General features: G+C 60.7%; 12 protein-coding genes and 2 pseudogenes. 2 read left to right on the forward strand and 12 right to left on the reverse strand.

Going from position 1 to position 15,191, the window contains the following annotated elements; genetic code table 11:
* Positions 1-43: 43 nt before the first annotated feature.
* From prpF to AWR36_RS16485, 6 genes and pseudogenes are all read right to left on the reverse strand, one after another.
* Positions 44-1,234, reverse strand: a complete 1,191-nt coding sequence (gene prpF / locus AWR36_RS04220; RefSeq protein WP_067081391.1) for a 2-methylaconitate cis-trans isomerase PrpF — start codon at positions 1,232-1,234, stop codon at positions 44-46.
* Between the two features lie 163 nt (positions 1,235-1,397).
* Positions 1,398-3,995, reverse strand: coding sequence for a Fe/S-dependent 2-methylisocitrate dehydratase AcnD (acnD, locus tag AWR36_RS04225; protein WP_067081393.1), 2,598 nt, complete (start codon positions 3,993-3,995; stop codon positions 1,398-1,400).
* 365 nt (positions 3,996-4,360) lie between these two features.
* Entirely contained in the window at positions 4,361-5,488 is a 1,128-nt protein-coding gene (gene prpC / locus AWR36_RS04230; RefSeq protein WP_067081395.1) for a bifunctional 2-methylcitrate synthase/citrate synthase, read from the reverse strand.
* Positions 5,489-6,146: 658 nt separating this feature from the next.
* On the reverse strand, positions 6,147-7,025 hold the full coding sequence (gene prpB, locus AWR36_RS04235; RefSeq protein WP_067081398.1) for a methylisocitrate lyase: 879 nt from the start codon (positions 7,023-7,025) through the stop codon (positions 6,147-6,149).
* A 42-nt stretch (positions 7,026-7,067) separates the two neighbouring features.
* Positions 7,068-7,487: pseudogene (locus tag AWR36_RS16480) on the reverse strand (GntR family transcriptional regulator); the annotation flags it as partial.
* Positions 7,485-7,709: pseudogene (locus tag AWR36_RS16485) on the reverse strand (GntR family transcriptional regulator); the annotation flags it as partial. The pseudogenes AWR36_RS16485 and AWR36_RS16480, both read right to left, overlap by 3 nt.
* A gap of 314 nt (positions 7,710-8,023) precedes the next feature.
* Here AWR36_RS16485 and AWR36_RS04245 point away from each other — a divergent pair.
* Positions 8,024-8,551, forward strand: coding sequence for a DUF2062 domain-containing protein (locus AWR36_RS04245; protein ID WP_067081402.1), 528 nt, complete (start codon positions 8,024-8,026; stop codon positions 8,549-8,551).
* A gap of 9 nt (positions 8,552-8,560) precedes the next feature.
* Here AWR36_RS04245 and AWR36_RS04250 read toward each other — a convergent pair whose 3' ends face one another.
* The 5 genes from AWR36_RS04250 to AWR36_RS04270 all read right to left on the reverse strand — a co-directional run bounded on the left by AWR36_RS04250 (position 8,561) and on the right by AWR36_RS04270 (position 13,808).
* Positions 8,561-8,788 (reverse strand): DUF7661 family protein, encoded by a 228-nt coding sequence (locus AWR36_RS04250; protein WP_067081404.1) that lies wholly within the window; start codon positions 8,786-8,788, stop codon positions 8,561-8,563.
* An 8-nt stretch (positions 8,789-8,796) separates the two neighbouring features.
* The gene (locus tag AWR36_RS04255; protein ID WP_067081406.1) at positions 8,797-10,059 is read right to left on the reverse strand and encodes a lipoprotein-releasing ABC transporter permease subunit; all 1,263 of its coding nucleotides are present in this window, start codon (positions 10,057-10,059) and stop codon (positions 8,797-8,799) included.
* The gene (gene lolD / locus AWR36_RS04260; RefSeq protein WP_067081409.1) at positions 10,052-10,807 is read right to left on the reverse strand and encodes a lipoprotein-releasing ABC transporter ATP-binding protein LolD; all 756 of its coding nucleotides are present in this window, start codon (positions 10,805-10,807) and stop codon (positions 10,052-10,054) included. Before lolD ends, AWR36_RS04255 begins: the two co-directional genes overlap by 8 nt.
* A gap of 43 nt (positions 10,808-10,850) precedes the next feature.
* Entirely contained in the window at positions 10,851-12,092 is a 1,242-nt protein-coding gene (locus AWR36_RS04265) for a lipoprotein-releasing ABC transporter permease subunit (protein ID WP_067081411.1), read from the reverse strand.
* An 84-nt stretch (positions 12,093-12,176) separates the two neighbouring features.
* The gene (locus AWR36_RS04270; RefSeq protein ID WP_067081413.1) at positions 12,177-13,808 is read right to left on the reverse strand and encodes an alpha/beta hydrolase; all 1,632 of its coding nucleotides are present in this window, start codon (positions 13,806-13,808) and stop codon (positions 12,177-12,179) included.
* Between the two features lie 173 nt (positions 13,809-13,981).
* Here AWR36_RS04270 and AWR36_RS04275 point away from each other — a divergent pair, with 173 nt between their 5' ends.
* Positions 13,982-14,278, forward strand: coding sequence for a hypothetical protein (locus tag AWR36_RS04275; protein WP_067081415.1), 297 nt, complete (start codon positions 13,982-13,984; stop codon positions 14,276-14,278).
* Positions 14,279-14,411: 133 nt separating this feature from the next.
* On the opposite strand, the gene AWR36_RS04280 is transcribed toward AWR36_RS04275, so the two are convergent.
* Positions 14,412-15,125, reverse strand: coding sequence for a TetR family transcriptional regulator (locus tag AWR36_RS04280; protein WP_082679373.1), 714 nt, complete (start codon positions 15,123-15,125; stop codon positions 14,412-14,414).
* Positions 15,126-15,191: the final 66 nt, after the last annotated feature.

A 15,191-nucleotide genomic window follows, 5' to 3' on the forward strand; every position in this document is an offset into this window, starting at 1 on the left:
AGACAGCTCTCACCGCTATTCGCGGCTATTACTGCCAAGAAGACTAAAAGGAATCACCAGGCACCCGTACCCATCCCTCCATCAGAACCCGCGCACTGCGGCTCATGATGGCCTTGGTAGCAGTCCACTGCCCGTTGGCAACTTCCGCTTCCGCACCAACCCGCAAGGTGCCGGACGGATGGCCGAAGGTAACAGCATTGCGCTCCCCTCCCCCGGCAGCCAGATTGACCAAGGTGCCGGGTATGGCAGCGGCAGTGCCGATCGCTACAGCGGCGGTGCCCATCATGGCGTGGTGCAGCTTGCCCATGGACAGGGCGCGCACCAGCAGATCGATATCGCCCGCTGCGACCTTCTTGCCACTGGAGGCCGCATAGCCCTTGGGTGCCGCGACGAACGCGACCTTGGGAGTATGCTGGCGGCTGGCCGCCTCTTCTACCTTTTCGATCAGCCCCATGGCCTTCGCTCCATATGCACGAATGGTCTCGAACATGGCCAGCGCCTTGTCGTCACCGTTGATGGCTTCCTGCAACTCGGTACCGGCGTAACCGATATCCGCCGCATTGACGAAAATGGTCGGAATGCCGGCGTTGATCATGGTGGCTTTCAGGGTGCCCCCCTCTACAACATCAGCGGGCACTTCCAGGTCGTCCACCAGGTTGCCGGTGGGGAACATGGCTCCTTCACCGTCCGCCGGGTCCATGAACTCGATCTGTACTTCGGCCGCCGGGAAGGTGACGCCGTCCAATTCAAAATCACCGGTCTCCTGCACTTCCCCATTGGTAATTGGCACGTGGGCGATGATGGTCTTCTTGATATTGGCCTGCCAGATACGCACGGTGCAGGTGCCGTTGTCCGGGATGCGGTCTGGATCGACAAAGCCACTGTTGATGGCGAAGGCACCCACGGCGGCGGTGAGGTTGCCGCAGTTGCCGGACCAGTCCACGAACGGCTTGTCGATGGAGACCTGGCCGAACAGGTAATCCACGTCGTGCTCCGGCTGCTCGCTCTTCGACAGGATGACGGTTTTGCTGGTGCTGGAGGTGGCTCCACCCATGCCGTCGGTCTGCTTGCCGTAGGGATCGGGGCTGCCGATGACGCGTAGCAGGAGGTTGTCGCGGGCTTCGCCGGGGACCTGGGCGGATTCCGGAAGGTCCTGCAGGCGGAAGAAGACGCCCTTGCTGGTGCCGCCGCGCATGTAGGTGGCGGGGATTTTGATTTGGGGGGCATGAGTCATGGGTTTTCTCACACTGTCGTCATCCCGGCGCAGGCCGGGATCCAGTGCCTCCTGGATGCCGGATCAAGTCAGGCATGACGAGGATTTGGCAGGATCCCGGACCTGGTCCGGGATGACGGGGTTTTCTGGATACCGGCCTGCGCCGGTATGACGAGTCTCTTATTTAGACCGCGCCCTCGGCTTCCAGGAAGTCGTTGGCGAAACGCTGCAGTACACCGCCGGCGCTGTAGATGGAGACTTCTTCCTGGGTATCCAGGCGGCATTTCACCGGGACTTCTACTGTTTCACCGTCTTTACGGTGGATCAGCAGGGTCAGGGTTGTGCCCGGGTTGTGCTCGCCGAGTACGTCGAAGGTCTCGGTACCGTCGATGCCCAGGGTCTCGCGGGTGGTGCCGGGCTGGAATTCCAGCGGCAGTACGCCCATGCCGATCAGGTTGGTGCGGTGAATGCGCTCGAAGCCTTCGGCCACAATCGCTTCCACACCGGCCAGGCGCACGCCTTTGGCGGCCCAGTCGCGGGAGGAGCCCTGGCCGTAGTCGGCGCCGGCGATAATGATCAGCGGCTGCTTGCGGTCCATGTAGGTTTCAATGGCTTCCCACATGCGGGTGACCTTGCCTTCCGGCTCGATACGCGCGAGAGAGCCCTGCTTCACTGCACCGTTTTCGTCGCGCACCATTTCGTTCAACAGTTTCGGATTGGCGAATGTGGCGCGCTGGGCGGTGAGGTGATCGCCGCGGTGGGTGGCGTAAGAGTTGAAGTCCTCTTCCGGCAGGCCCATTTTCGCCAGGTATTCACCAGCGGCACTGCTGGCCAGAATCGCGTTGGACGGCGACAGGTGGTCGGTGGTGATGTTGTCACCCAGCACCGCCAGCGGGCGCATGCCTTTGAGGCTGCGCTCGCCTGCGAGTGCGCCTTCCCAGTATGGCGGGCGGCGGATGTAGGTGCTCTGCGGGCGCCAGTGGTACAGCGGCTCGCCCTTCTCTTGTTCCGCCTTGCTCAGGTCAAACATCGGGATGTAGACCTCGCGGAACTGCTCGGGCTTGACGCTCTGCTTGACGATCGCGTCGATCTCTTCGTCGCTCGGCCAGATATCTTTCAGGGTCACCGGGTTGCCGTCCTTGTCGTGGCCCAGTACATCTTTTTCGATATCGAAGCGGATGGTACCGGCGATGGCGTAGGCGACGACCAAGGGCGGCGATGCCAGGAAGGCCTGCTTGGCGTACGGGTGGATGCGGCCGTCGAAGTTGCGGTTACCGGACAGCACGGCGGTGGCGTACAGGTCGCGGTCGATGACTTCTTTCTGGATTTTCGGGTCCAGCGCGCCGCTCATGCCGTTACAGGTGGTGCAGGCAAAGGCGACCACGTCGAAGCCCTGCTGCTGCAGTTCCGGCAACAGGTTGGCTTCTTCCAGGTACATTTTTACGGTTTTGGAGCCCGGTGCCAGGGAGGATTTCACCCAGGGCTTGCGGGTCAGGCCGAGCTTGTTGGCATTGCGCGCGATCAGGCCCGCGGCAATCATGTTGCGCGGGTTGCTGGTGTTGGTACAGCTGGTGATCGCGGCGATGATTACCGCACCATCCGGCATCTCCCCTTCTTTTTCTTCCCAAGCCTTCGCGATTCCTCGAGAGCCCAGTTCGGATACCGGCAGCAGTGCATGCGGGTTGGACGGACCGGCGAGGTTGCGGCCTACGGAGGAGAGGTCGAACTTGAGTACACGCTCGTACTCAGCGTCTTTCAAAGAATCAGCCCACAGGCCGGTTTCTTTCGCGAACTTCTCAACTAAAGCTACCTGCTCGTCGTCGCGGCCGGTGAGCCTCAGGTAGTCGATGGTCTGCTCGTCGATGGCGAACATGCCGGCGGTGGCGCCGTATTCCGGCGTCATGTTGGCGATAGTTGCGCGGTCGCCCAGGCTCAGGCTGGAGGCGCCCTCGCCGAAGAATTCCAGGTAGGCACCAACAACGCGCTCGCGGCGCAGGAATTCGGTCAGGGCCAGTACCATGTCGGTACCGGTGATGCCGGGCTGCAGTTTTCCGGTCAGCTCGACGCCGACGATGTCGGGCAGGCGCATGTAGGAGGCGCGGCCGAGCATGACGCTCTCGGCTTCCAGGCCGCCCACGCCTACGGAAATAACGCCGAGCGCATCCACCATCGGGGTGTGGCTGTCAGTACCCACACAGGTATCCGGGAAGGCGACACCGTCTTTCTTCTGCACTACCGGAGACATTTTCTCCAGGTTGATCTGGTGCATGATGCCGTTGCCCGGCGGGATGACGTCCACGTTTTCGAACGCGGTCTTGGTCCAGTTGATGAAGTGGAAGCGGTCTTCGTTGCGGCGCTCTTCCACTGCGCGGTTCTTTTCGAACGCGTCTTTTTCAAAACCGGGGTGTTCAACGGCCAGGGAGTGGTCGACGATCAGCTGGGTCGGTACTACCGGGTTTACTTTGGCGGGGTCACCGCCCTTTTCAGCGATAGCATCGCGCAGGCCGGCGAGATCCACCAGTGCGGTCTGGCCGAGAATATCGTGGCAGACAACGCGCGCGGGGAACCAGGGGAAGTCGAGGTCGCGCTTGCGACCGATGATCTGCTTCAGGGCATCGGTGAGCTGCTCGGGTTCGCAGCGGCGCACGAGATTTTCCGCCAGGATACGCGAGGTATACGGCAGTTTTTCATAAGCACCCGGCTTGATCTTTTCGACCGCCTCACGGGTGTCGAAAAAGTCGAGGTCTGTGCCGGGAAGTTTTTTGCGGTATTCGGTATTCATAACAATTAACGCGTTCAGCGACTTTCACAGCCGAAAAGAAAAATGAAGGAGGATGCCGAGCCCCCGATACGGATGGTCCTTTGTGGGACCTTCCACGGCCAGGGATGGCCGTGGAGAGCTTACAGGGACGTATCCACAGCGTGTCTCACAAAGGACCATCCGTATCGGGGGCGCCCAGAACCAGCTAAGCCGATGGAGCTTGGGGCGGGCCTGCTACCGGCGGCGGTTTACCAGACACGCCTTAAATACATCCTTGTAAGCTCTACGCGGCCATCCATGGCCGCGTAAGGTCTGGGAAACCGCCACCGGTACCAGACCCTTGGCATAACGCTCCGGGGGCCTTGCCAAAAGTTTGAAAGGCTCTATTAGCCTCGCTCGGCAATCGGCACAACCTTGCGCAGCTCCGGACCGACATACTCGGCGCTCGGGCGGATGATGCGGTTGTCGGCGCGCTGCTCAAATACGTGGGCGGCCCAGCCGGTCAGGCGGGACATGACGAAGATCGGCGTAAACAGCTTGGTGGGGATGCCCATGAAGTGGTACGCGGAAGCGTGGAAGAAGTCGGCGTTACAGAACAGCTTCTTCTCTCTCCACATGACCTCTTCGCAGCGCACGGAAACCGGGTACAGCACCTCGTCACCGACGTCTGCAGCCAGCTTCTCGGACCACTGCTTGATGATGGCGTTGCGCGGGTCGGACTCGGTGTAGACCGCGTGGCCGAAGCCCATGATCTTTTCCTTGCGCTCCAGCATACCCAGCAGCTCTTTTTCCGCTTCGTCAGCGGAAGAGAAACGCTCGATCAGCTCCATGGCTGCCTCGTTGGCGCCGCCGTGCAGAGGGCCGCGCAGGGAGCCAATGGCACCGGTGATGCAGCTGAACAGGTCAGACAGGGTGGAGGCACAAACACGGGCGGTGAAGGTAGAGGCGTTGAACTCGTGCTCGGCGTACAGGATCAGGGACACGTTCATGACCTGCTCGTGCAGGGCGTTCGGCTTCTCGCCGCGCAGCATGTGCAGGAAGTGCCCGCCGATGGAGTCGTCCTCGGTTTCGGTTTCGATGCGCACACCATCGTGGCTGAAGCGGTACCAGTAGCAGATGATGGACGGGAACGCGGCCAGCAGGCGATTGGCACGGTCCTGTTGCTGCTCGAAAGACTCCTCACCTTCCAGGTTGCCCAGCATGGAGCAGCCGGTGCGCATTACGTCCATCGGGTGGGCATCGGCAGGAATGCGCTCCAGCACTTCCTTCAGCGCCTTCGGCAGACCGCGCATGCCCTTCAGGACGCCCTTGTAGTCCGCCAGCTGGGCTTTGGTGGGCAGCTCGCCGTAAAAGATCAGGTAGGCCACTTCCTCAAACTCGCAGTGTTCTGCCAGATCTTTAACGTCGTAACCGCGGTAGGTCAGACCGGAGCCGGATTTACCTACGGTGGAAAGTGCGGTTTTACCGGCTACCTGGCCACGCAGGCCTGCTCCGCCAACTTTTTTCTCTGCCATCGTTCATTCCCCTATCAATGTGAGTTTTTTACTGCGTCATGCCGCCCTATGCCGGCATCCAGCTCAGCGTCTTTCGACAGCCTCGGACTGGATCCCGGCCTACGCCGGGATGACGGTGAGTACACATACCTTTTCACTTCGTCATGCCGGACTTGATCCGGCATCCAGTACTGAGTTTTTGATCACCTCTGTTCTGGATACCGGCCTGCGCCGGGATGACGGTGGATACCAATACGTTTTCACTTCGTCATGCCGGACTTGATCCGGTATCCAGTACTGAGGTTTTGGTTACCTCCGCTCTGGATCCCGGCCTACGCCGGGATGACGGTGAGTACAAATGCGTTTTCACTTCGTCATGCCGGACTTGATCCGGTATCCATTACTGAGGTTTTGGTTACCTCCGCTCTGGATCCCGGCCTACGCCGGGATGACGGTGAGTACACATACCTTTTCACTTCGTCATGCCGGACTTGATCCGGTATCCAGTACTGAGGTTTTGGTTACCTCCGCTCTGGATCCCGGCCTGCGCCGGGATGACGGTGGGTACAAATGCGTTTTCACTTCGTCATGCCGGACTTGATCCGGTATCCAGTACTGATTTTTGGTTACCTCCGCTCTGGATCCCGGCCTGCGCCGGGATGACGGTGGACTTTACAAATTACTTTTTAAACAGGGAGTCCAGCTTGTCTTCGAACTCGTGGTAGTTCAGGTAATCGTACAGTTCCGCTCGGGTCTGCATGGTGTCGACAACCGCCTGCTGGTCACCGTTTTCCAGGATGCTGGAGTACACATTCTCAGCGGCTTTGTTCATGGCGCGGAAGGCGGACAACGGGTACAGGACCATATCGGCACCGGACTCCGCCAGTTCGGCCTTGTTGTACAGCTTGGTTTTGCCGAACTCGGTGATGTTGGCCAGGATCGGCACGTTTAGCGCGTCCTTGAAGGCGCGGTAGTGTTCGAGCTCGGTCACTGCCTCGGCAAAGATGCCGTCGGCGCCCGCTTCGATACAGGCCTGTGCGCGCTCGATGGCGGCGTCCAGACCTTCCTGCGCGAAGGCGTCGGTACGGGCCATGATAAAGAAGTCGTCATCGGTGCGCGCATCCACGGCCGCCTTGATGCGGTCAACCATCTCCTCTTTGGAGACAATTTCCTTGTTCGGGCGGTGTCCGCAACGCTTCTGGGCAACCTGGTCCTCGATGTGTACCGCTGCCGCTCCGGCGCGGATCATCTCTTTGATGGTGCGGGCGATATTGAAGGCCCCGCCCCAGCCGGTGTCGATGTCCACAAGCAGCGGCAGCTCGCTGGCCGCAGTGATGCGACGCACGTCCTCAAGCACGTTGTCGAGGCTGGTCATGCCCAGATCCGGCAGGCCATAGGAGGCATTGGCAACGCCGCCGCCAGACAGGTAGATCGCCTTGTGACCAATCCGCTCTGCCATGATGGCGGTGTAGGCATTGATGGTGCCGACCACCTGCAGTGGCTGGTTTTCGGCTAGCGCCCGGCGGAAACGTGCGCCGGCGGAGAGTTTCTGACTCATGGTCTACCTCAGCTTTTTTTCAATGTTCTGACGCGAGGCGCGAATGTGCCTGCGCATGAGGATTTCAGCCAGCTCGCCGTCTCCGGCTTCGATGGCCTCAATGATGTGACTGTGTTCGTGAAAGGCCCGCTTGGCCCGTGGGCTGGCCATACCCAGCTGGTAGCGGTACATGCGCACCCGGTAATAGAGCCGGTTGCAGAGTGTATCGATCAGCAGGTCGTTACCGGACGCCTGCACGATGCGGAAGTGGAAGTCGAAATCCCCTTCCGGCTGAAAGTAGGCCCGCCCTGCCTGCAGTTCTTCCTGCTGTTCATGCCGGGCTAGCATCTGCCGCAGGGCAGCCAGATCCTCTTCGGTTCGCTCCAAGGCCGCCAGCCGGCAGGCCATGCCTTCCAGCGCCTCGCGGACATCATAGAGCTCCAGCAGGCCCCGCTCGGTGAGATCGACGACACGCGCCCCCACATTGACCCGCCGCTCCAGCAGACCGAGGGACTCCAGCCGCATCAGTGCTTCGCGCAGGCTGCCGCGGCTGGCATTGAAACGTCGTGCCAGCTCCGGCTCACTGATCTTGCTGCCAGCGGGAATTTGCCCTTCGACAATTTCACCCCGCAGGGTCAAAAACAGGCGCTCGGCCAGGCTCAGGCTGGCTTCGGCGATCTCGCTCTGTCCTTCCCTCAGGTCCATAGGGTGCTCTCTACATCAGGATTGTCGACAATCTACTGATGAAGAAGGGGTAATGCAAGGGCAGGCACCGGATTTACCCTCATACTTTAGCAGCATTGTTGACACATGAAGGCAAAACTCGACTTAACAAGGCACGGTAGTCTTAAAACGACGTAGCAGGCATAATAGCGCCCGCACGGGCGTCAGCCGTGCCCACCTGCTTTGAACACTCTATGCTTTTGATGGGTGACAGACCCGCACCGCGGCGCGGAAAAAGTCCCGCCCCGAGGCGGTTTCCAAAGTTTATGGCTGCCGGTATCCGGACTAATTGAGTTATGCCGAAGAGTATTATCAGGCGCTGGCTGCCAACTCCCGATCAGGTTCGCGCCAACAAGGGCCTGAGACTTTTCGGTAGCCTGCTCCACGATCCCAACCTCTTCCACCTAAACAGGCACTCTGTGTCTGCCGCTGTCGCCGTGGGTGTCTTTACCAGCTTCCTGCCCCTGCCGGGCCAGATGGTGATCGCGGCATTGCTGGCACTGTGGTTCCGCTGCAATCTGCCGCTGTCCATGATCCTGGTGTGGATCAGCAACCCGGTAACCATGCCGGCGATCTTTTATTCCACCTATAAGCTGGGCGCCTGGATACTCGGCACACCACCGCTGGACTTCAAGCTGGAGCTGTCGTGGGAGTGGCTGACCGGTGAGGTGGGGAAAATCTGGCTGCCGTTGTTCTTCGGCTCACTGCTGGCGGGGATCTTCTTTGCGGCGGCATCCTATTTCGCCATGCAGGGGCTCTGGCGCTGGCATGTGGTGAAGCGCTGGAAGATGCGAATCGCGCAGCGTCGCTCCGCGATCAGCTGACCTCACTAGTTACAGCGAGGCCACCAGCCGCACCTCGCGCCCGGGCGCGGCGTACTCGTGGTACCAGTCATCGAGAAATCTCTGGAGCTCTTCCGCACGCAGATCTGCGGGAAGCTTGAGGCCCAGTTCGGGGCGCGACCGCCCTTCCCCCTTGCGCAATGCCCGCCAGCCACTGGCCTCCCTGACCAGCAGCAGGGTAAAGCGCCCGTAGATATCAAACTCGAAACGCTCACCCATGCCCTGGCCTACTGCTCGTTGCGCAGCGCCGCTGCCGGCTGCACGCGGCTGGCCTGCAGGGCCGGATAGAGGGTGGCGACCAGGCTGAGCAGGAAACCGGCACCGACCACCAGCGCTACATCGCCCCACTGAAGCTGGGACGGCAGGTAATCGACCGGGTAAACGTCGGACTTCAGAAACTGGATGCCGAACAGGGACTCGAGTCCCGCCACCAGATCGGTAACGGTCAGCGCCCCCAGGACTCCCAGGATTCCGCCCACCACGGCGCCGACAAGCCCCACAAGGGCCCCCTGGCTGACAAACGTCAGCAGGATTTCCCGGGTGCTGGCGCCCATGGTGCGGAGAATGGCGATATCGCTGTGCTTGTCGATCACCACCATCACCAGGGTGGAGACCACGTTGAACGCGGCAATGGCGATAATCAACAGCACCAGTAGGCCGACCAGGTTCCGTGACATCTGAATGGCCTGGTACAGGTTGCCGTGGGTGCTGCTCCAGTCGTTGCCAAAGAAATTCTGCGCCGGCAATTCATTCACCAGATCCCGCAGCACAAAGTAGGATCCGAGCATATCGTGCAGCCGCAACTGCACACCGGCACCTGAGCCCCCGCCCGCCAGATACTGCGCCCGGGACCAGTCCACCAGTGCCAGGGAGTGATCCAGCGCAGTGCCGGAATGGAAAATGTCCACCACGCGAAAACCGGAGATTCGTGCCGCCCGGCGCGCGCCGTCTCCGCCATCACTGCTGGGCACAATCAGCGAGACGTATTCACCCGCGGTGACCTTCAGTTTTTCCGCGATGCCGCGCCCCAGAATGACCGTGGCCTCATCGGAAGATTGCAGCGCGGCGAGGCTCTCCGGTTCAAGGAAGCGGCCGATATTGGAGACATCGACAATGGTTTCCGGATTGATGCCCTGCACCAGCAGCGGCGTCACCTCGCGCCCCTTGCGGGCCAGGGCATTTACCTGCCAGACCTCTGCTGCGGCAACGACCTCGGGATGAGCGGTCAGCTGGTCCCGCAGGCCGGGCCAGTCGATATCGGCACTGGCGTTGTAGATGGTGGCGTGGGGCATGATGCCGAGAATGCGATCGCGCAGCTCCCGGTCGAAGCCATTCATGACCGACATCACCACGATCATGAGCGCCACACCCAGGATCAAACCCACCATGGAAAGGCCGGAAATAAAGGAGACGAGGCCGGCAGAGTCTTCACCTCGCCGCTGGGCACCGGCGTAGCGCAGGCCGATAAAGGCTGGTAGCGGCTTAAACATGGTTACCCTGATGCCAGTCGCTCTCCAGCCTGCCATCCACCAGGTGGAGACAACGGTCTAGTGAGGCCGCAAGGTCCGGGTCGTGGGTAACGATGACGAAGCTGATACCCAGCTCACGGTTCAGTTTGTCCATCAGCCTGTGGATCTCCCCGGCGGTGGCGCGATCGAGGTTACCGGTGGGTTCATCCATCAGCACACACTCGGGACGGGTGACCAGTGCTCGGGCAATGGCGACCCGCTGACGCTCACCACCGGAGAGCTGGGCCGGTTTGTGGGTAAGGCGCTCACCGAGGCCGACTGCGCGCAGCATTTCGGCGGCCTCCTCCCTGGCCTCGCGCACCGAATGCTTGCCAATCAATAACGGCATGGCGACATTTTCCAGTGCGGAAAACTCACCGAGCAGGTGGTGAAACTGGTAAACAAAACCGAGGCTCCGGTTGCGCAGCCAGCCCCGTTCATTGGCATTGAGGCTGGCGAGGTTCTTGCCGGATACCCAGACCTCACCAGATGATGGTGTATCCAATCCGCCGAGCAGGTTGAGGAGTGTCGACTTGCCGGAACCGGAGGCGCCGACAATGGCCAGTCGCTCCCCTTTTGCCACCTCCAGCTCGACCCCCCGCAATACGTGCAGGTCCTTGCCACCCTGTCGGTAGTCTTTTCGCAGCGCGCGACAGGCCAGCACGACTTCGCGCCGGGTCTTCTCCTGGCCCGCGGCTTCGGCGGTTTGCAATTCCACTTGGCTGTTCATCTATTGTTTGACTTCCGGGCTATTCGTTGCATTTTCGCGCGACTTATTCGTAGCGCAGTGCTTCGGCGGGCTGGATTTGTGACGCTCTCCACGCCGGGAAAAGTGTCGCCAGCAGGCTCATCAGAATGGCCGCCGTCAGAACCGTCACAGCATCTGCCGTGCGAAATTCCGACGGTAGGAAACTGACGAAGAAAACCCGCGGATCGAAAATTTTCGCCCCCAGCAGGTTTTCCACCCAGGTGACCATGTCCGTCAGATTGAACGCGATCAGTGTGCCCAGCACTGCGCCGGCAACGGCGCCGATAATGCCGATGGCACTGCCCTGGACCACAAAAACCGACATGATCTGTCGGGAGGTCAGGCCCAAGGTGCGGAGCACCGCGATATCCGAACGCTTGTCTGCCACCATGAGCACCAGCGCGGAAACAATATTGAAAGCAGCCACGGCGACGATAATCATCAGCATCAAGGTGACAACGGTCTTCTCCATTTTAACCGCCTGGAACAGGCTGCCTTGGGACTGACTCCAGTCCTCGCCGGAAAATTCTTCTCCCAGATCTGCGGCATAAGCCGGCACCCGGCCCAGCGCATTGTTCATGTCATCAAACCGCAGCTGCAAGCCCTGCACCTTTCCGGGCATGCGCAGCAGGCGCGCTGCATCTTCAATATTGACGAGCGCGACTCCCTGATCCACCTGGGCGCCGACGGAAAAGATACCGGCTACGGTAAAGCGTTTGGTTCGGGGGAAGATGCCCGCCGGGGTCACAACCACTTCGGGCAGGGTCAGGACAACACTGTCACCGACGATGGCGTTGAGTTGCCGGGCGAGGATCCGGCCGAGGACGATGTTGTAGCTGCGCGGCTGCAGGTTGTCGAGAGAACCGCTGACCATATGCTCACCGACGGTGGACACGTCACGAAGAGCCGATGGATCCACCCCCTGGAATTCCACCCCGTGACTGGTGCCACCCGCGCCCAGCAGCGCAAACCCGTTTACGAATGGGCTCGCTGCTTCAACGTGGGGCTTCTGTTGCAGGGACTCGGCAATTCCCTGCCAATCTTCCAGCCCCCCCTGCCGCTCAACAAAGCCGTGAGGCACCACACTGAGAATTCGGGTTTTCAGCTCGCGATCGAATCCGTTCATCACTGAGGTGACCACGATCAGCGCCATCACACCCAGGGCCATTCCCAGCAAGGAGAAGCCGTTGATAAAGGAAATGAACTGCTGGCGACGGCGTGCCGCCACATACCGCAGCCCAATATAGAGGGGGACAGGTTTTAACATAGAGGCGATTTAAGCGGAAAAACGCCAATAAATCCAAGCATTTGGGCACATTCCTGTGGGGCGACAGAGATTGGGCCGCAAAACTCAGCGGGGGTTCCGTTCAAGGAGTTTCTGCCGTACCCGCTCCAGTGCTGCCTCGTTCCAACCCTGCGGCTCTGTCAGCGCCAGCCAGGCATCGAGGTAATCCGCCGGTGCGTAGCTGTGGCCAAAGCCGTCCGGTGCAATACCCGCATGCATATCCGCTGCGAGCTGCAGCATGGTGACAACCGGGTACCACTGCAGATCCGGGGAGACATCGGGGCCGCGGGGCTTTTCCATCCACGCGGGCGCGCGGAGCGCAGCCTCCGGTTCAAAAAAGACAATAGGGTCACTGGCGTGCTGGAGATAGGCGATACGGAAGTTGCCCCATGGCACCCTGCCCTCCTCATAACCCCCATCCTGGTTGCCGAAGCGAATCACGGCGCCACCGCGAAACTCCGGCAACCAGGCCGGTGAACCCGGATCCCGGTCCTTTGTGACTGCCCGCCAGGTGTCGCTGCGAAATGGCGGGCCGGTCCACAGCGCGCCATGAAAAGGATCATCGATGATGTCGTAGAGGTCGAAGGAGCGATCCGAGTTGAGGGCGCCGAGGCTCAAGCCAAACAGGTAAAGCCGGGGACGGGAATCCGCCGGCAGCTGGCGCCAGTAACCGTAAATCTCCTGGAAGAGCGCCTTTGCCGTCTCCACGCCGTACGCTCCCTCGGTCATCAGCGCGATGGGGCTGGGCAGGTAAGAATACTGGGCCGCCACACTGGCAATATCGCCGCGGTGCAGGAATTCCACCGAGTTGATGCCGCCCGGGTCTACCCAGCCGGTCCCCGTCGGCGTAATCAATATCAGCACCGAGCGCTCGAAGCCGCCGACTCTTTTCAGCTCCTCGAGGGCCAGCCTGGCGCGCTCTTCCGGAGTTTCAGCGGCATTGAGACCCACATAGACACGAATTGGCTCCTGCGCCTCCCCCGCGACCTCACCAATATCAGCCGCGGTGGGGCCGAGCGCCAGGTAGCGCCGCCCCTGGTGCCCCATATCCTGCCACCGCACCAGCGATCCGGGACCGCCGGCCTTGTCGGGCTCTTTGGGCGCGGGCAGGTCTGGCTCGAGCCGGGCATCCAGCTTCTTGTAGACACTATCCGTCGCGTGCAGCCCAGAGGAAAGCAGCACATCATCAGTGACGGCCCAGAACAGGACAACCGCCGCCAGCAGCCCGAGGAAGATGGAGATGCGCTGGGGGACTCGCCCTGCAAGCTTGCGGGAAAACAAACGGAAAGTACGCAGGAACAGCCGGGAGAGCCCGAGCACCACCAGAAAGACCAGGGCACCGAGGAATGTGATGGTCAGTGGCCGCACCCCGCTGACCGGCTCCATTCCCATCAGGGCCCGAACAGAGTTCTGCCAGCCTGTGGCCTGCCAGAGAAAGCCCAGCACCAGTAGCGCACAGAAGGCTACCGCCAGCCAGTGCAGCAACCGGCGAGTCCTGCCTGCGGGGCTGGGTAACTCAAGGGCACTCCAGAACCAGGAAAAGAAAACACCGACGCCATAGCCCGCAGCGAAGGAAAACCCTGAAATGGCCCCCTGGACCATATCGGTGCGGGGAATCAGCGATGGGGTCAGGGAAAACGCAAAAAAACTCGCCCCGAAGAGCAAGCCCAGTGTGGATAGAGAGAGTCCGCTTCGCATCCCTGCCGCCCTGGTCCGTATTCACCTGCCTTGAGTATAGAGACCCTCGGCTACAAGCCCGCCCGCAGCCGTTACGCTCTTCAGGAAAAACGTGATACATTCCAGACCTTCAGGCGCCACATCTGCTTTAATGGCGGCCGCTTTGAGAAAAAAGAAATCCCGGAGAGGAACCCATGCTGAAGTCCACCTTTCATCTGCTGGCCCCCGCTGCCCTCGCCGCCCTGCTGGCCGGCGCCAGTGCCGTTTCCGCAGAGGAAGTTGAAATCCCCGTGGGCGCCCAGGGCAAAGAAACGTATGTCGAGGATATGCGCGGTCTCAAAAAAGATGAGGTAAACGCCCGCCTGGGAGAACCGCTCGGCATCCAGGGCCCGGTGGGAGACCCGGCCATTACCCGCTGGGAATACCAGGACTTTTACGTGTATTTCGAGTGGGACACGGTGCTTCACACCGTTCGCAAGCCCCAGGGCTGATCGTCGCAAAGACTCAGCCCGATCCGCACCGCCTGCCCTCAGGCGGTGCAAAGGCAGCCGAAACTGGTTAACAACGTTGCTCGAACTCGTCTCAGTGCCCTGCTGACCCTGCCAGCAACCGTGGGCCCTCCCGTCAGTGCCCGCCGCAGATCTCACGAAAACCCGCCGCCATAAACGGAATCATCCGGTCGTAAGCGGATTTGAAATCGTGTGACTGGCAGGCGTTCTCGGACAGGATGTCGATGCGACCGGTATCGGCGAAGGTCAGGGAGAGCGCACCGGAGAGGTTGTGGTAGCACCAGAAGATATCCCTCGCCGGCGCCTCGGGGAAACAGCGCTGCATGGCAGCGGTAAATTCCCGCACCAGCTTGTCGAAGTGCTTGCCGATCATTTTCTTGCCCCAGACCGGGGAATTATTCACGTAGGCAATCAGTGCGCAGTAGTTGCGCCAGCCTCGATCCTCACTCTCCTGCGCAATCTCCAGTGGCCTCAGGAATGCCTCGATCACTCTCTCGATCGACGGGGGATTCGGAGCCGATTCAGCCTCCGCGCTGCGCAATGCATCCAGGCGTGCACGGTTGAGGATCTCGCCGCGCCTTTTCAGTACCGCGTCGAAGAGCTGCAACTTGGGGCCGAAGTAATAACTGGTGAGTGCCACGTCGACGCCCGCCAGCTTGGCGATTTGCCGCAGTGTGACACCGTCAAAGCCGGATGTGGCGAACAGCTCTTCGGCCGCATCGAGAATCCTCTCGCGCCGCTCCTGGCTTTTCGGTGAAGCCTCCCCGGCTTTCCCTTGTGTGGTTTCAGCGTCTTTGCGCGAACTGAAATCCTCTGCGACTTCCGCCATCGATATGCCCACTGATAAAACAGTCCCCAAGAATACTTCAGCCCTTGACACTTCAACAAGCGTTGA

It is taken from the genome of Microbulbifer flavimaris, assembly GCF_001641755.2.
Taxonomy (GTDB): Bacteria; Pseudomonadota; Gammaproteobacteria; order Pseudomonadales; family Cellvibrionaceae; genus Microbulbifer; species Microbulbifer flavimaris.